Source organism: Cupriavidus sp. UGS-1, from assembly GCF_021213615.1.
GTDB lineage: Bacteria > Pseudomonadota > Gammaproteobacteria > Burkholderiales > Burkholderiaceae > Cupriavidus.
Genome location: NZ_JAJQJF010000002.1, coordinates 68052 through 84998 on the forward strand (window position 1 = coordinate 68052; position 16947 = coordinate 84998).

The following is a 16947-nucleotide window of genomic DNA, read 5'->3' on the forward strand; positions in this document are numbered from 1 at the left end:
GCCGGCCCGGCCGCCAACCTTCGGCCATGCTGCCCTTGCCGCGCTGCACGCGCCTCGCGTACCTGTTCCGCCTCGGAGAGAAACATGGCCGGTCATTCCAAATGGGCCAATATCAAGCATAAGAAAGCCGCCGCCGACGCCAAGCGCGGCAAGATCTGGACCCGCCTGATCAAGGAAATCACCGTTGCCGCCAAGCTTGGCGGCGGCGATCCCGACTCCAATCCGCGCCTGCGCCTGGCCATGGACAAGGCCACGGACGCCAACATGCCGAAGGACAACATCCAGCGCGCGATCCAGCGCGGCGTGGGCGGTCTGGAAGGCGCCAGCTACGAGGAAATCCGCTACGAGGGCTATGGCCTGTCGGGCGCCGCGATCATCGTCGATTGCCTGACCGACAACCGCACCCGCACCGTCGCCGAAGTGCGCCACGCCTTCTCCAAGCACGGCGGCAACATGGGCACCGAGGGTTCGGTGGCATTCATGTTCACGCATTGCGGCCAGTTCCTGTTCGCCCCGGGCACGCCCGAGGACAAGCTGATGGAAGCCGCGCTCGAAGCCGGCGCCGACGACGTCGTGACGCATGAGGACGGCGCGATCGAGGTCACCTGCCCGCCCAACGACTTCGGCGCCGTCAAGGCGGCGCTGGAAGCGGTCGGCTTCAAGGCCGAGGTCGCCGACGTCGTGATGAAGCCGCAGAACGAAGTCAGCTTCACCGGCGACGATGCCGTCAAGATGCAGAAGCTGCTCGACGCGCTGGAAAATCTCGACGACGTGCAGGAAGTCTTCACCAACGCGGTGATCGAGGACTGAGCCGGCGCCTCCGCCCCTCCCCTCTCCCCGGCGGCCGCCGCCCACGCAATGCGGCGGCCGCCCTCCCCAAAGCTTTATCTTCTGGCAGTGGATCATGAAAGTATTGGTTGTCGGCTCGGGCGGACGTGAACACGCGCTGGCCTGGAAACTGGCCCAGTCGCCCAAGGTGCAGGTCGTCTACGTGGCGCCGGGCAACGGCGGCACGGCGTTGGACAAGCGGCTGCAGAACGTCCCGGTGACCGATCCGGCGGCGCTCGCCGAGTTTGCCCGGCAGGAGGGCGTGCATTTCACCGTGGTCGGTCCCGAGGCGCCGCTGGCGGCCGGCATCGTCGACGTGTTCCGCGCGCAGGGCCTGCGTATCTTCGGCCCGAGCCGGGCGGCCGCGCAGCTCGAGTCGTCGAAGGACTTCGCCAAGGCCTTCATGCACCGGCACCAGATTCCGACCGCCGCCTACCAGACCTTCGCCGATGCCGGCGAGGCGCACGCCTATATCGACGCGCAGGGCGCGCCGATCGTGATCAAGGCCGACGGCCTGGCCGCGGGCAAGGGCGTGGTGGTCGCCACCACGCTGGAAGAGGCGCACGCCGCGGTCGACATGATGCTGGCCGACAACAAGCTCGGCGATGCCGGCGCGCGCGTGGTCATCGAGGAATTCCTCGAGGGCGAGGAGGCGAGCTTCATCGTGATGGTCGATGGCGCCAACGTGCTGGCGCTGGCGACCAGCCAGGACCACAAGCGGCTGCTCGACGGCGATGCCGGCCCCAATACCGGCGGCATGGGCGCCTATTCGCCGGCACCGGTGGTCACGCCGGCACTGCATGCGCGCGTGCTGCGCGAAATCATCATGCCGACCGTGCGCGGCATGGAGAAGGACGGCATCCCGTACACCGGCTTCCTCTACGCCGGCCTGATGATCGACAGCGAAGGCAACCCGAAGACGCTCGAATTCAACTGCCGCATGGGCGATCCGGAGACGCAGCCGATCATGGCGCGGCTCAAGACCGACCTGTTCGACGTGATGGAGCACGCGGTCAATGGCCGGCTCGACGCGGTGGAACTCGACTGGGACCGCCGCACCGCGCTGGGCGTGGTGATGGCCGCGCACGGCTACCCGGATGCGCCACGCAAGGGCGACCTGATCACCGGCATCCCGGCCGAGACCGACGACAGCGTGACCTTCCACGCCGGCACCACGCTGGCCGACGGCAAGCTGCTGACCGCCGGCGGCCGCGTGCTGTGCGTGGTGGGCCTGGCCGATACCGTCAAGGCGGCGCAGCGCGCGGCCTACGCGGCCGCCCAGCAGATCCACTTCGACGGCATGCAGTACCGCTCGGATATCGGATATCGGGCAATCAAGCGCTGACGAATCGGTGCTCCGTCGGCTCGCCGACATGGCTCGAGCCGATGTTGTTCTCCCTCTCCCCCTCAGGGGGAGAGGGCCGGGGAGAGGAGGTGGTTTCGAATATCGTCGTGACGCCACCGCCCTTGCCCTCTCCCCCACCCCTCTCCCGCACGCGGGAGAGGGGAAAAAGGCCCTGAGGCAGCCCCCCGCGTGCCGGTCCCGCCGCACCATGACGGGGCAGCGGCTACAATCCTGACCATGCTGATGATCGATTCCCAGGCGGTCCGCGCCTATCTGCTGGATCTGCAAGACCGCATCACGGAGGCCGTCGCCGCCATCGACGGGCAGCCGTTCGCCACCGATGCCTGGGAAAAGCCGCCGACCGAACGCCTGCGCGGCAGCGGCCGCACCCGCATCCTCGAAGGCGGCGCGGTGATGGAGCGCGCCGGCGTCGGCTTCTCGCACGTGCGCGGCGACGCGCTGCCGCCGTCGGCCAGCGCCAACCGGCCCGAACTGGCCGGCCGCGGCTTCGAGGCGATGGGCGTGTCGCTGGTGTTCCATCCGCGCAATCCCTACGTGCCCACGGTCCATATGAACGTGCGCTGCTTCCTGGCGGTCAAGGAAGGCGCCGAGCCGGTCTGGTGGTTCGGCGGCGGCATGGACCTGACGCCCTACTACGGCCATGCCGACGACTGCCGGCATTTCCACGCGACCTGCAAGCGCGCGCTCGATCCCTTCGGCGCCGAGCTGTATCCGCGCTTCAAGCGCTGGTGCGACGACTACTTCTTCCTGAAGCATCGCGGCGAGGCGCGCGGTGTCGGCGGCGTGTTCTTCGACGACTTCTCCGCGCTCGGCTTCGACGACAGCTTCGCGATGATGCGCGCGGTCGGCGACGGCTTCCTCGACGCCTACCTGCCGATCCTGCAGGCGCGCAAGGACACGCCCTATGGCCCGCGCGAACGCGACTTCCAGGCCTATCGCCGCGGCCGCTATGTCGAATTCAACCTGGTGTTCGACCGCGGCACGCTGTTCGGCCTGCAATCGGGCGGCCGCACCGAATCGATCCTGATGTCGATGCCGCCGCAGGCTGCCTGGCGCTACGACTGGCAGCCCGAGCCGGGCAGCGCCGAAGCGGCGCTGTACACCGACTTCCTGCCGGCACGCGACTGGGTCTGAACCGGCTCCGAACCTCACCGATGAACACCACCCGCCCCGCCGCCAGCGCGCCGATCCGGCCGGCCCCGGCCGACGATCCCTATCCGGCCCCGCACGGCCGCCCCTGGCGCCTCGGCATCCTCGGCGGCACCTTCGATCCGCCGCACGTCGGCCACCTGGCGTTGGCGCGGCTGTGCATCGAGCATCTGCAGCTGGACGAGCTGCTGTGGATCCCGACCGGCCAGTCGTGGCAGAAGGGCAACGATGTGACGCCGGCCGCGGACCGGCTGGCGATGACCGAGCTGGCCGCCGCGGCGCTGGCCGACGCGCCGGCGCGGGTCCACGCCAGCCGCATGGAAGTCGATCGCGCCGGCCCCAGCTACACCATCGACACGGTGCGCCAGCTGCGCGAGCAGGTCGGCGCCGAGGCCTCGCTGGCCTGGCTGATGGGCGCCGACCAATTGCTGCGCCTGCACACCTGGCATGGCTGGCAGGATCTGCTCGACTACGTCCATCTGTGCGTGGCGACCCGGCCCGGCTTCGCGCTGGACCAGCTCGACGGCCCGGTACGCGACGCGCTGGCCCAACGCCGCGCCGACGCGCACCTGATACAATCCACGCCCTCCGGCCGGATGTGGATCGACCAGACGCTAGCCGTCGACCTCTCCTCCACCGCCCTGCGCCAGCGCCTCGCGGCGGGCCAGCGCGCGGATGACCAACTCCCCCCGGGCGTGGCACACTACATCGCCACCCACGGACTCTATCGCCAGGACTGAGCAGGACCGTGGAACCGGGCCGGCCTTGGCACTGGCCCGGGACGCGGCCACGGCCACCGATCCCTCGCTGACCAAATACAAGGGCACCACCAAGGCACCATGGATATTCGCAAACTGCAACGCGCCATCGTCGATGGCCTCGAGGACGTCAAGGCACAGGACATCAAGGTGTTCGACACCTCGCACCTGACCGAACTGTTCGACCGCGTGGTGATCGCCAGCGGCACCTCGAACCGGCAGACCAAGGCGCTGGCCGCCTCGGTACGCGACACCGTCAAGGAAGCCGGCGGCCACATCGTCGCGGTGGAAGGCATGGAGACCGGCGAATGGGTGCTGGTCGACTGCGGCGATGCGGTGGTGCACATCCTGCAGCCGCAGTTGCGCCAGTACTACAACCTCGAAGAGATCTGGGGCGACAAGCCGGTGCGGATGAAGCTCGGCAGCGCGGCCAAGGGCCTGATCAAGGCCAGCGAGCCGATCGACGAGGACGAGGAAGACAACGCACCGCGCGCCCGCACGCGCCGCGCGGTCGGCGAACGCCCGGCACTGGCCCGGCTGCCCGAAGGCATGAAGGAACCGTCGCCGCCGATGGGTCACGAGGACACCGATCCGGACGCGATCGCGACGCAGCGCAAGCCTGTCGCCCGCGCCCGCACCACCAGCGTCAGCGGCGCCGCGCCGGCGCGCAAGGCGCCGGCCCGCACGGGCACCGGCAGCGGTACCGGCGCCGCGCGCAAGACTGCGACCAAGACTGCGGCCAAGACTGCGGCCAAGACCGCCCCCAGGAGCGCCCCCAAGACGGCGGCAAAGACGGCAACCGGTACGGGCACCCGCACCGCGGCAAGGACCACCACCACGCGCAGCGCCGCCGCCAAGACCGCGGCACCGCGCAAGCGCGCCACCCGCTCGGCCTGAGCCAGGCCCGCCCTCGCAGTAGCGCGCCGCCGTGCAATTGCTGATCGTCGCGGTCGGACACAAGATGCCGGCCTGGATCGAAGCCGGCTTCGCCGAGTATGCCAAGCGCATGCCGCCGGAGCTGCGCATCGTGCTGCGCGAGATCAAGCCCGAGGCGCGCACCGCCAGCAATAACGCGGCGACCGTGATGCAGCGCGAGGCCGCACGCATCGAGGCGGCGCTGCCGCGCCAGTGCCGCATCGTCGCGCTGGACGAACGCGGCCGCGACCTGACCACGATGCAGCTGGCCGACCAGCTGACCGGCTGGCAGCGCGAGGGCGGCGACGTCGCCTTCCTGATCGGCGGCGCGGACGGGCTCGATCCCTTGCTGAAGGCGCGCGCGCAGACGCTGCTGCGGCTGTCCAGCCTGACGCTGCCGCACGGCATGGTCCGCGTGCTGCTGGCCGAGCAGCTGTACCGTGCCTGGACGGTCACGCAAAACCACCCTTACCATCGGGTCTGATCCATGCAGAGCCGGTGCGCCGGCCGCTGCGTTCGTCCCGGCTTGCCCTTCCGTGCCATCGTGCTCCACGACGTCCTCTACCTCGCCTCCCAAAGTCCGCGCCGCCGCGAACTGCTGACCCAGCTCGGCGTCTCCTACCAGCTGCTGCTGCCCGATGACGACGAAGACGCCGAGGCGCTCGAGGCAGTGCTGCCCGGCGAAACGCCGGACGACTACGTGCAGCGCGTCTGCGCGCTGAAGGCCGAGGCCGCGCTGCGCCGCCGCGAGCGCCGCGCGCTGCCCGACGCGCCGATCCTGACCTCCGACACTACGGTCTGCCTGGGCGGCCGCATCCTGGGCAAGCCCGAGCATGCCGACGACGCCGCCGCGATGCTGACGGCGCTGTCCGGCACCACGCATCGGGTCCTGACCGCGGTGACCGTGGTCTCGACGCTGGGCGCGCACCATGCGCTGTCGATCTCGGAGGTCAGCTTCCGCACGATGGGCGACGACGAGATCGCGCGCTACGTGGCCAGCGGCGAGCCGCTCGGCAAGGCCGGGGCGTACGGCATCCAGGGCCGCGCCGCCGAGTTCGTGCAGCGGATCGCGGGGAGCTATTCGGGTATCATGGGCCTGCCCTTGTTCGAGACCGCGTCGCTGTTGCGACAGGCCGGTCTGCGCTTCTGAAGCGCACCGCCGCGCAGGTCCGGACAACGCCGGGCAACGCCTAGCCAGATCAGGCAAAGGCCGCGGTTCTCCCGCCGACCGCGCCGCCCGGCATCCAGGGAACCAACCTGCTCCGCCGCCACCGGCAACCGTCGGCGGAGCCAGCCAGCCGGCGACGGATCGCACACAACATGACCGAAGACATCCTCGTCAATATCACCCCGCAGGAAACGCGCGTGGCCATCGTGCAGCAGGCCGCGGTGCAGGAGCTTCATGTCGAACGTACGCTGACGCGCGGACTCGTCGGCAACATCTATCTCGGCAAGGTCGTACGCGTGCTGCCCGGCATGCAGTCGGCCTTCATCGACATCGGGCTGGAGCGGGCCGCCTTCCTGCATGTGGCCGATATCTGGCACCGGCGCGAGCCGGACCGCAACGGCAGCACGCAGCTGGCGATCGAGAAGACGCTGTTCGAAGGCCAGGCGCTGATGGTGCAGGTGATCAAGGACCCGATCGGCACCAAGGGCGCGCGGCTGTCGACCCAGGTCAGCATCGCCGGCCGTACGCTGGTCTATCTGCCGCAGGACCCGCATATCGGCATCTCGCAGCGCATCGAGGGCGAGGTCGATCGCGAGGCGCTGCGCGCCCGCGTGCAGGGGCTGGTGCCCGAGGACGAACGCGGCGGCTTCATCGTGCGCACCATCGCCGAGGAGGCGACCGACGAGGAGCTGGGCAACGACATCGCCTACCTGCGCAAGATCTGGGGCGCGATCCGGCTCAACGCCACCACGCTGCCGGCGCCCAGCCTGCTCTATCAGGACCTGAGCCTGGCGCAGCGCGTGCTGCGCGATTTCGTCAACGACGCCACCGGCGTGATCCAGGTCGACTCGCGCGAGAACTACCAGAAGCTGGTCGAGTTCGCGCAGGAATACACGCCGGCGGTGCTGCCGCGGCTGTCGCACTACACCGGCGAGCGGCCGATCTTCGACCTGTTCAATATCGACGCGGAGATCGAGCGCGCGCTGTCGCGGCGCGTCGACCTGAAGTCCGGCGGGTATCTGATGATCGACCAGACCGAGGCGATGACGACGATCGACGTCAACACCGGCGGCTATGTCGGCGCCCGCAATTTCGACGACACGATCTTCAAGACCAACCTGGAAGCGGCGCACACGATCGCGCGCCAGCTGCGGCTGCGCAACCTGGGCGGCATCATCATCATCGACTTCATCGATATGGAGAACGCCGAGCACCGCGACGCGGTGCTGTCGGAACTGAAGCGCGCGCTGTCGCGCGACCGCACCCGCATCACCGTCAACGGCTTCTCGCAGCTGGGCCTGGTCGAGATGACGCGCAAGCGCACGCGCGAATCGCTGGCGCACGTGCTGTGCGAGCAGTGCCCGGTCTGCCAGGGCAAGGGGCAGGTCAAGACGCCGCGCACGGTCTGCTACGAGATCCTGCGCGAGATCATGCGCGAGTCGCGCCAGTTCAATCCGCGCGAGTTCCGCATCCTGGCCTCGCAGGAAGTGATCGACCTCTTCCTCGAAGAGGAAAGCCAGCATATGGCGATGCTTGGCGACTTCATCGGCAAGCCGATTTCGCTGCAGGTCGAATCGACCTTCCATCAGGAGCAGTACGACATCATCCTGATGTAGCGTGCCCGGTGCGGATTTCCACTAGGGTCTGACCGCATGTCATTGCCGTCCCGATCCCCTATAACGAATACAGCAAGAGCACGGCAGGAGCGGGCCATGACGGGGCGGCAATCGACAACGGCCGGACAGTTCTGGATTCGGCAAGGCGCGCCGTGGATCGGCGCGATGCTGATCGCGATTGCCGGCATGCAGGGCTGCGCGCCCGTGCAGGAACTGGCGAAACGCGCGCCCTCATTGCCGCCGGCCGCGCCCGAACGCCAGGTTACCCCTGCCCCGCCGCCACCGATCGCTGCGCGCGTGATCGAACTGGCCGGCTACTGCAGCCGCACCGAGGACGACGGCTTTCGCGAAGAGGCGCGGGTGCGCGTGATCGCCAACGAGGTGCATGCGTTGAACTGGAAGCTGTGGGTGCCGCGGCGCCGCGGCTCGTGCGCCTTCGAACTGAGCGAGTTCCGGCAGGTCCAGAAGGCCCCGCATATCGAGCTGGTGGCACGCGACGACAGCGGCTGCAAGCTGATGGTCTGGCAGGATCCGCGGCGCGTCACGCTGGCGCATGCCAATTGCCAGAAGCGCTGCACGCCGGGAATCTACGAGGAAGCGTGGCCGGTGATGTTCGACCCGGGCAGCGGCATGTGCGCGCAGGTCAAATAGGGCGGCAATCAGGGCGGCAATCAGCGCGGCAATCAGGGCGGAACTTGGCCGCGCGCCGGCCGGCCCGAACCGCGACCGTCGCCGGCGCCGTGCGAGCGATCATTCGGCCCGACCGCCGCCGGTGCCGCCAGTTCCCGGCCGATGCATATCAACGTTGCCAGCCGCGCCAGGCAGCTTGCCGGCCACGTATCCGAGCGCCGCGCACATCCCCACCAACGCAACGATCCCCGCTGCCGCGAAGAGGGCGGGGATCGCCATGCCAGTCATGACGATGGCACAGGCGACGCCGCCAACCACCGCGCACTGCGCTGCCCTGACGAGCACGCGGCCAACAATGCGACCGGCGCCCGGCACCGGAGCCTGGGGCATCCCGCGCGCCCGCACGAGCCACCAGAGCCCGCTCTTGAGCCGCTCCGCCAGCCGGGGCGCTGCCGGAGCCTGCGGCGCCTGCCATGCGGGCAACAGCGGCGCGGCTTGCTGGGCGCCAATCGCGGGGGCGTTGCGGGGCGCTCGACCCGGATGGGACGGCACGGACGCCGTGCGCGTGGGTTGCGATGGCGATTGCGGGAGACTAACGCGGTGCCCGACTCTCATGTGACAGCCTCGATGTTGGCGAATTGACCGGGGAAGGATGCGGTGATCCGGTTCGGCGAACCGTCACCGCAAGCAAGATCCGGATCATCCGCAATCGACGCCGCGGTTGCTTTCGCAATCGCCGCGCCCTATTGCAATTGGTCCACCAACGTCGGCATTGGCATGCAGACGTTCAGCCGCGCTTGACCCAGACCACGAGCCCACCCGCGATGCCGAGCGTGCGGCGGTCCGGACGGTAATCCATGGTGCCGGGAAACTGCTGCGCGTCGCGCTGGCCGATGCGCCAGGCGCAGCCGTCCAGCAGCGCGATCGCCTCGGCCTCGGGCTTGCCGACCAGCGCGTCGTCGGCCAGCTTGTCGGCGGCGCAGCCTTGCGGCGTGGCAGCGCCGCCCATCGGCGGCGGCGGCGGGCCCGGGGGCGGTTCGCTGGCGCAGGCGGTCAGCATGGCCGCGCCGGTCGCGGCGCAGGCCAGCCGGCCGGTGCCGGTCAGGCGCGAAAGCCACGAGGAAAGAAGCGAGGAAACAAACGATCGGTCGACGATCCTTGGCATGCAATCTCCTTGCAGGTCGGGAGCGGACGGCATCCGCCGTGCGCGGGCGAGACGGCCGGTCCCGGAAGCGGTTTATGGCTTGGCCTTCGGCACACGTCCCATCAGGAAGAACTCGTCGTTGGGACGCATGCCGATGGTGTTGGCCATCCGGTTGGACAGGCCGAAGAAGGCGGTGATCGCGGCGATATCCCAGGCGTCCTCGTCGGAGAAGCCGTGCGGGCGCAGCGCCTCGAAATCGGCCTCGTCGATCTCGTGCGAGGCCTGGCAGACCTTGATCGCGAAATCGAGCATCGCGCGCTGGCGCGGCGGCAGGTCGGCCTTGCGGTAGTTGACCGCGACCTGGTCGGCCAGCAGCGGCTTCTTCTCGTAGATGCGCAGGATCGCGCCATGCGCGACCACGCAATAGAGGCACTGGTTGACGCCGGAGGTGGCGACCACGATCATCTCGCGCTCGCCCTTGGTCAGCCCGCCCTCCTTGTCCATCAGCGCGTCGTGATAGGCGAAGAAGGCGCGAAACTCGGCCGGCCGGTGCGCCAGCGCGAGAAAGACATTGGGCACGAAGCCCGCCTTCTCCTGCACCGTCAGGATCCGCTCGCGGATATCGTCGGGCACCTGCTCCAGCGTCGGCACGGGGTAGCGGCTGATCCGCCTGTCGGCCGATGCAGTCGAGGACGGACTGGCTTGCTGCGATTCGCTCATCGTGGTCTCCTCGGTGGGTTCCGGTTGATCCGGCTGTCGGCATGGCCCCGCGCGGTGTGCGGGGGCCTGCGACAGTATCGGCCAGCCACGGCGGCACGCCAAGCCTCGCCGGCCGGCGCCCAAGCGCGCGGCCGGCTTACTGCCCGGCCGGCTTACTGCGAGGCCAACTTACTGCGTGGCGAACTGGATGCGGTGCAGCCCCGCGTACAGGCCGTTCGCGGCCAGCAGTTCGGCATGGGTGCCGTGCTCGGCGATGCGGCCCTGGTCCAGCACCGCGATGCGGTCGGCGTTCTCGATGGTCGACAGCCGGTGCGCGATCACCAGCGTGGTACGGCCGACCATCAGCGATTCGAGCGCGGCCTGGACCTGGCGCTCGGACTCCGAATCGAGCGCCGAGGTGGCCTCGTCCAGGATCAGGATCGGCGCGTCCTTGTACAGCGCGCGCGCGATCGCCAGGCGCTGGCGCTGGCCGCCGGACAGCTTCATGCCGTTGTCGCCGATATTGGTCTGCAGGCCCTCGGGCAGCCCCTTGACCACGTCGGTCAGATAGGCGGCCTCCAGCGCGCGTTCGACCCGCGCCAGGTCGATCTGGTCGGCCGAGTGCACGCCATAGGCCACGTTGGCGGCGACGGTGTCGTTGAACAGCACCACGTCCTGGCTGACGAAGGCGATCTGGCGGCGCAGGTCCTTCAGCGCCAGCGCATCGAGCGGCTGGCCATCGAGCAGGATGCGCCCTTCGGTCGGATCAAAGAAGCGCGGCACCAGATTGACCAGCGTGGTCTTGCCGCTGCCGGACGGACCGACCAGCGCCAGCACCTCGCCGGGGCTGACGCGCAGCGACACGTCCTGCAGCGCCGGGCGCCCGGCATCGCCGTAGCGGAAGCCGACGCGGTCGAACACCAGCTCGCCGCGCGCGCGCTCCAGCGGCAGTCCGCCGTGCTGCGGCTCGACCGGCTCGTCGATCAGCCGGAAGATCATTTCGGCGGCGGTCATGCCGCGCGTCAGCGGCTGGTTGATGTCGGTCAGGTGCTTCAGCGGCGAGATCAGCAGCAGCATCGCCATCACGAAGCCGGTGAAACCACCGATGGTGGTCTGATTGCCCTGCGCCTGCACCATCGCGATGGTGATGATCACCGACAGCGCCAGCGCCGCCAGGAACGCGGTGACGGGCTGATTCAGCCCGCCCGCGACCGCCATCCGCATCGAATAGTTCTTCAGCCGCTCAGCCATCGCGCGAAAGCGCGCCAGTTCGTAGGTCTCGCCGCCGTGCAGCTTGACCACCTTGAAGCCGCCGGCCGCTTCCTCGACGACGTAGGCGGCGCTGTTGGTCAGCGTCTGGTGCTCGCGATTGAGCTTGCGCAGGCGCCGGTTGATCTTCGACATCAGGTAGCCGATCACCGGCAGGATCACCGCCACGATCAACGTCAGCCGCCAGTTGGTGTAGAACAGGTAGATCAACAGCGCGACCACGGTCAGCGAGTCCCGCACCAGCGTGATGAAGACGCTGGTCAGGATCTGCAGCACCTGGTTGACCTCGAAGATCACCGCATTGATCAGCGACGCCGCGGTATTGCGATGGAAGAACATCGCCGGCACATGCAGCATCCGCTCGAACATCTGCAGCCGCATCTTCAGCAGCACGCGATTGGAAATCAGGCTGAGCAGATAGCCGGAAGCGAACTGCGCCAGGCCGCGAATCAGCGCGACGCCGGTCAGGATCGCCGGCACATGCCACAGCTTGCCGGCGTAGTCGCCGCCGAAGCCCTTGTCCAGCAGATCGTTGACGACCTTGGGGATCACCCCTTCGCTGGCGGCCACGACGGCCATCGCAATGATGGCCGCGATGAAGATGCGCAACTCCGGGCGCAGGTAGGACCAGAGTCGGGCGGGCATGGTTTGCACACCTGGCGTCGATGGGCGGGACAAGAACACTCCTTCGGAATAATCAGAGGCGCCGGTGAGCCCGGGCCGGAGACCGGAAGCGGGCACCGGCGGGGTCGGCCCGGCGCAGAGGCCGGCAGGGGCCGGGGTACAATGGCGCCGCGCTCGACCGGGGCGATACCGTGCCGATGGCGGTCGGATCGCGGCTCGGTCGCGTCATACAGCAGGCCATACGACCACGTCAATGAAACTCTCCGTCGTCATCATCACCCGCAACGAAGCCCACAATATCCAGGCCTGTCTGGAGAGCGTGAAGTGGTGTGACGAGGCGATTATAGTGGATTGCATGAGCGCGGACGCCACCCCGGCGATTGCCCGGGACATGGGCGCGCGCGTGATCCAGACCGAAGACTGGCCCGGCTTCGGGCCGCAGAAGAACCGCGCGGTCGACGCCGCGACGGGCGACTGGATCCTCAGCATCGATGCCGACGAGCGCGTCAGCCCCGCGCTGCGCGACGAGATCCTCGCGGCGATCGCCAGCGGCAGCGCCGACGGCTACGAGATGCCGCGGCTGTCGCAGTTCTGCGGCCGCTTCATCCGCCATGGCGGCTGGTATCCCGACTATGTGACGCGGCTCGTGCGCCGCGGCCATGGGCGCTTCAGCGATGCGCTGGTGCACGAGAGCCTGATCGTGCAGGGCCGGCTCGGCCGGCTGCGCGAACCGCTGACGCAGTACAGCTATCGCGACTACTCGGACGTGCTGCGCAAGATCGACAGCTATTCGTCGGCCGGCGCCCGCCAGGCATTCAGCCGCGGCAAGCGTTCGTCGCCGTTGGCCGCCGCGGGCCACGGCCTGTGGGCCTTCCTGCGGACCTGGCTGCTTCGGCGCAGCATTCTCGACGGGGCCGAGGGCTTCGGCGTCGCGCTGATGAACGCGCAGGCGAGCTATTACAAATACCTGAAGCTGTGGTACCTGGGCCGGCAGCAGGCCAGCGGCCAATGAGCGACCGCCCATGACCCTGGCTTTTCTCCCGTCCCGATATCCGTGTCCATGAAGATCGGCATCTCCTGCAACCGCTTCGGCAAGGGCGGCGGCTTCGAACGCTATGCGCTGGACCTGGCGCGCGGCCTGATTGCGCGCGGCGAGCGCCCCGCGGTGTTCGCGCGCCGCTTCGACGGCGACATTCCCGAGTACGGCCAGGTCGACCGGCATCTGGTGCGCGTGCGCTGGCTGCCCGGCAAGATGCGTGACACCGCGTTCTCGTGGGGCATGCGCGACGCGCATCGCCACTGCGATCTGCTGATCGGCTGCAACCGCGTGGTGGGCGCCGACCTGGCGGTCTGCGGCGGCACCCATCGCGGCTACCTGCGCGCATCGGGACGCGCGCCGACCTTCTGGGACCGGCGCCAGATCGAACTGGAATCGCGCCACTATGCGGCCGCGCGCCGCGTGGTCGCGCATTCTCGATTGATGGCCGACGAACTGGCCGAGCTCTATGGCGTGCCGGCCGACCGGCTCGCCCTGCTCTATCCGCCGGTGGACACCGCGCGCTTCCGTCCGGTCGACGACCCCGCACGCGCGGCATTGCGCCAGCGCTTCGGCTTTGGCGACACGCCGGTGTTCCTGTTCCCGTCGTCCGACCATTCCCGCAAGGGCCTCGATGTGCTGGCCCGCGCGCTGGCCGACAGCGGCCTCGATGCAACGCTCGCCGTCGCCGGCCGGCCGGTCGGCAAGACGCTGCCCGGCGTGCGCGAACTGGGCTACTGCGCCAACATGGCCGAGCTCTATGCCGCCGCCGATTTCACCGTGCTCGCCTCGAGCTACGAGCCGTTCGGGCTGGTCGGCATCGAGTCGGTGCTGTGCGGCACGCCGGTGCTGCTGGCCGACAATATCGCGTGCCTCGAGGTGATGGACGATGCGGTGGCGCGGCGCTTCCCGCGCAGCGACGTGGCGGCGATCGCCGCCGCGATGCGCGAGGCCGCCGCGTGGTCGAAGGACGGCGGCGCGCGGATCGCCGAGCCGCGCCGGCATCTGCGCTACAACCCGGAACCGGCGGCGCATCTCGATGCGCTGCTGCGGCTGGGTGGTGCCTGAGAGAATTCCGCCTCGGGTCCGGGACCTACGGTCCGCTCAGCGCTGCCTGGTGGCAGCCGCGGCTTCCAGCTGCCGGGTGCGATTGGCGATGATGCCCAGCAGTGTCGCCGAGGTCAGCCCGAAGAACGCGGTGTTCATCACCAGCGTGAAGACGTCGATCGTCAGGCCGAACACCACCGTGCCCAGCGACAGCACCAGGCCCATCGCGGCCGCGGTGGCGATGTCGGGATCGGCCGAATGGCGATGGCGCCAGAAATAGATCGCCGAGCCGTAGTACAGCAGCAGCAGCGCCGCCAGGCCCAGCAGCCCCATCTCGGCCAGCGTCGAGAACAGCTCGTTGTGCGCGTGCGGATGGACGATCGCCGGCGAGGCCTCGCCGCGCTCGGCGAGCACCTGCAGATTGTCCTTCAGCGTGCCCTTGCCGACGCCCAGCGCCGGTTCCCGCTCGAACAGCGTCCAGGCCGCCTGCCACAGCTGCAGCCGCAGGCCGATCGAGGTGTCGGCATCGCCCTGCGCCAGCCGCTCGAAGTCCGAGGTCGCGGCGGCAATCCGGCTCTGCACCACCGGCGTATTGAGCGCGGCCATCGCCCCCAGCGTCAGCGACGCGGCGAACACCAGCATCAGCCGGCGCGGACGCATGCGAGCCAGGTCGAAGCGGCACAGCAGCACCCACAGCATCACCGGAATGGCGATCCAGCCGCCGCGGCTCTCCGAGGCGTACGAGGCATAGCAGCCGGCCGCCAGGCCGAGCAGGCGCAGCACCTGCTCCCAGCGCGGGCGGCCCCGTTCGGCCAGCGGAATCGCGCCCATGAAGCCGAGCACCAGCGCGGTGTCGCCGAACGGAATCGGGTTGGTGAAGGGATTGCCGGCGCGGCCGGACATCACCCACTCGGCCGGCGAGAACAGGATCAGCACGGACCAGAAGCACGCGCCCAGCGCGCCGACCACGCAGCCCCACTGGAACGGCCGCAGCCGCTCGGCCGGCACCGCGGCCAGCAGCAGGAAGATCGGCACGGACAGCAGCAGCCGCGACGGCGAATCGAACGCGCGTGACGGCACCTCGCCGGTCAGCAGTGCCTGCAGGCCGATTGCCAGCGGATAGGCCGTCATCGCCACGACGTACCACTTGTAGCGCAGCAACAGCTCTCGGCTCTGGCGGCGGTTCTCGGCCTGGCTCAGCCACAGCAGGCTGAAGGCCAGCACGACGAAGAAGCAGTAGCCGGTGCCGCCCTGCAGGGTCAGCATCAGCACAGGGGACAGCGCCGCGGCAATCGCCGCGACACCGATGGAAACACGATGCATGCTCATGGGGTGAAATACGGATCGGCGCCGGAACGGCGTTGGCGGGCACATTGGCCATGAGCCGAAAACAAAGGGCGGCCGGGGGGGCGCCACGCGGCGCATTATACCGTTGCCCCTTGCGCCCCCTCCCTGCGTGGGGGGCCGGATCGGCATGGTATCGTTCGGCCTTGCCGCGATGGGGCCACCCGCGGGTGGCGAGCGGACAGCAAGCAGATTGGCAAGCAGAGAGGAAGCGAGGATGAGCGGTACGGCGAATGGCGGCGAGCTGCGGGCGACGGCGGACGCAGGTGACACGGCGGACGCGGCGAATGCGCGGGACCGCGCGTGGCCGTCCGCGACCCTGCTGCTGATCACCTATAACCAGCAGCGCTTCATCGCCGACGCGATCGCCGGCGCGCTGGCCCAGGACTACCCGAACCTCGAGATCATCGTCTCGGACGACGCCTCGACCGACGACACCTTCGCCGCCGCGCAGCGGGCGCTGCAGGGCTACGCCGGCCCGCATCGCGTGACGCTGCGGCGCAACCCGGTCAACCTCGGCATCAGCGGGCATCTGAGCCAGCTGGTCGAGCTGTCGCACGGCGAGCTGATCTTCGTCGCCGCCGGCGACGATATCTCGCTGCCGACGCGCTGCCGCGAGGTCGCGCAGGCCTGGCTCGCGCACGGCCGCAAGCCGGACCTGATCGCCACCGACCTGATCGACATGGACTACGAGGGCGTCGACCACGGCACCATCGCGCACAGCGAGCTCGGCATCTATGACAGCGTCGCTCGCTGGATCGCCGAACCGCCGGTCGTCATCGGCGCCTCGCATACCTGGACGCGCCGGCAGTTCGAACGCTTCGGCCCGATCGCGCCCGGCATGATCTCCGAAGACCAGATCACCACGCTGCGCGCGGTGCTCGGCGGCGGCGCCATCACGCTGCGCCGGCCGCTGGTGCGCTATCGCCGCGGCGGCGTCTCGGGCAAGCGCAAGTGGCGCACGCCGGCCGACTTCGTCAGGCGCATCCAGCTGACCAACCGCAGCTCGCTGGCCGAGACGCTGCAGTTCATCCAGGACGCCGAGCTGGCCGGCGCCGGCGACGCGATGCGCCGCCACAAGGCCGGCAAGCTGGCCCGCGAGACCTTCACGCGCGACATCTTCGCCGCGAGCAGCAACGGCGAGCGGCTGCGGCTGCTGCTGCGCGCGCGTGACGTGCGGCTGGGCCACCGGCTGCGGATGTTCCTCTATGCCGCCTGCCCCGGCATCTATGCGCCGTTCTTCGCGCTGGGGAATCTGGTGAAAGGGATGAAGGGATGAAGGGGTGAAGGGGTGAAGGGGTGAAGGGGTGAAGGGTGAAGCGTTGAGGGGCTTCGGTACCCCCCTCTCCCGCTT

At 69.2% G+C, this 16947-nt stretch carries 17 protein-coding genes; 12 read left to right on the forward strand and 5 right to left on the reverse strand.

Translation table 11 applies throughout. The annotated features are described in order from the left end of the window. Positions 1 to 84 precede the first annotated feature (84 nt). The 9 genes from LRR16_RS02910 (at position 85) to LRR16_RS02950 (ending at position 8451) form a co-directional block, all read left to right on the forward strand. Positions 85 to 810 (forward strand): YebC/PmpR family DNA-binding transcriptional regulator, encoded by a 726-nt coding sequence (locus tag LRR16_RS02910; protein WP_232204755.1) that lies wholly within the window; start codon positions 85 to 87, stop codon positions 808 to 810. A 94-nt stretch (positions 811 to 904) separates the two neighbouring features. Then, complete coding sequence (gene purD / locus LRR16_RS02915) at positions 905 to 2173, forward strand: phosphoribosylamine--glycine ligase (RefSeq protein ID WP_232204756.1); 1269 nt, start codon at positions 905 to 907, stop codon at positions 2171 to 2173. Between the two features lie 243 nt (positions 2174 to 2416). Next, positions 2417 to 3328, forward strand: a complete 912-nt coding sequence (gene hemF, locus LRR16_RS02920; RefSeq protein ID WP_043440327.1) for an oxygen-dependent coproporphyrinogen oxidase — start codon at positions 2417 to 2419, stop codon at positions 3326 to 3328. 20 nt (positions 3329 to 3348) lie between these two features. Then, on the forward strand, positions 3349 to 4083 hold the full coding sequence (locus LRR16_RS02925; RefSeq protein WP_232204757.1) for a nicotinate-nucleotide adenylyltransferase: 735 nt from the start codon (positions 3349 to 3351) through the stop codon (positions 4081 to 4083). Between the two features lie 99 nt (positions 4084 to 4182). Continuing rightward, on the forward strand, positions 4183 to 4998 hold the full coding sequence (gene rsfS / locus LRR16_RS02930) for a ribosome silencing factor (protein WP_232204758.1): 816 nt from the start codon (positions 4183 to 4185) through the stop codon (positions 4996 to 4998). 31 nt (positions 4999 to 5029) lie between these two features. Next, positions 5030 to 5500 (forward strand): 23S rRNA (pseudouridine(1915)-N(3))-methyltransferase RlmH, encoded by a 471-nt coding sequence (gene rlmH, locus LRR16_RS02935; RefSeq protein ID WP_232204759.1) that lies wholly within the window; start codon positions 5030 to 5032, stop codon positions 5498 to 5500. A gap of 3 nt (positions 5501 to 5503) precedes the next feature. Further along, on the forward strand, positions 5504 to 6166 hold the full coding sequence (locus tag LRR16_RS02940) for a nucleoside triphosphate pyrophosphatase (protein WP_232204760.1): 663 nt from the start codon (positions 5504 to 5506) through the stop codon (positions 6164 to 6166). Positions 6167 to 6336: 170 nt separating this feature from the next. Then, complete coding sequence (rng, locus tag LRR16_RS02945) at positions 6337 to 7800, forward strand: ribonuclease G (RefSeq protein WP_023264366.1); 1464 nt, start codon at positions 6337 to 6339, stop codon at positions 7798 to 7800. 165 nt (positions 7801 to 7965) lie between these two features. Continuing rightward, positions 7966 to 8451 (forward strand): hypothetical protein, encoded by a 486-nt coding sequence (locus LRR16_RS02950; protein ID WP_043439705.1) that lies wholly within the window; start codon positions 7966 to 7968, stop codon positions 8449 to 8451. A gap of 99 nt (positions 8452 to 8550) precedes the next feature. Here the strand turns inward: LRR16_RS02950 and LRR16_RS02955 are convergent, their stop codons facing one another. The 4 genes from LRR16_RS02955 to msbA form a co-directional block, all read right to left on the reverse strand. After that, positions 8551 to 8913, reverse strand: coding sequence for a hypothetical protein (locus LRR16_RS02955; RefSeq protein ID WP_064572990.1), 363 nt, complete (start codon positions 8911 to 8913; stop codon positions 8551 to 8553). A 304-nt stretch (positions 8914 to 9217) separates the two neighbouring features. Beyond that, a complete protein-coding gene (locus LRR16_RS02960; RefSeq protein WP_223819805.1) occupies positions 9218 to 9490 on the reverse strand; it encodes a hypothetical protein in 273 nt (90 codons plus the stop codon). 177 nt (positions 9491 to 9667) lie between these two features. Beyond that, complete coding sequence (locus LRR16_RS02965) at positions 9668 to 10294, reverse strand: peroxidase-related enzyme (RefSeq protein ID WP_232204761.1); 627 nt, start codon at positions 10292 to 10294, stop codon at positions 9668 to 9670. Between the two features lie 168 nt (positions 10295 to 10462). Then, a complete protein-coding gene (gene msbA, locus LRR16_RS02970) occupies positions 10463 to 12187 on the reverse strand; it encodes a lipid A export permease/ATP-binding protein MsbA (RefSeq protein ID WP_232204762.1) in 1725 nt (574 codons plus the stop codon). Positions 12188 to 12419: 232 nt separating this feature from the next. Here msbA and LRR16_RS02975 point away from each other — a divergent pair, with 232 nt between their 5' ends. Together LRR16_RS02975 and LRR16_RS02980 are read left to right on the forward strand one after the other, a co-directional pair. Further along, complete coding sequence (locus tag LRR16_RS02975) at positions 12420 to 13178, forward strand: glycosyltransferase family 2 protein (protein WP_232204763.1); 759 nt, start codon at positions 12420 to 12422, stop codon at positions 13176 to 13178. Positions 13179 to 13226: 48 nt separating this feature from the next. Continuing rightward, positions 13227 to 14270 carry a glycosyltransferase family 4 protein gene (locus LRR16_RS02980; protein ID WP_232204764.1) on the forward strand — a complete coding sequence of 348 codons (1044 nt, stop codon included), beginning with the start codon at positions 13227 to 13229 and terminating at the stop codon, positions 14268 to 14270. 36 nt (positions 14271 to 14306) lie between these two features. On the opposite strand, the gene LRR16_RS02985 is transcribed toward LRR16_RS02980, so the two are convergent. Beyond that, positions 14307 to 15572: an O-antigen ligase gene (locus tag LRR16_RS02985; RefSeq protein ID WP_232204765.1), complete on the reverse strand. Its 1266-nt coding sequence runs from the start codon at positions 15570 to 15572 to the stop codon at positions 14307 to 14309. 238 nt (positions 15573 to 15810) lie between these two features. On the opposite strand from LRR16_RS02985, the gene LRR16_RS02990 reads away from it, so the two are divergent. Further along, entirely contained in the window at positions 15811 to 16872 is a 1062-nt protein-coding gene (locus LRR16_RS02990; RefSeq protein ID WP_082928240.1) for a glycosyltransferase, read from the forward strand. The last annotated feature ends 75 nt before the right edge of the window (positions 16873 to 16947 follow it).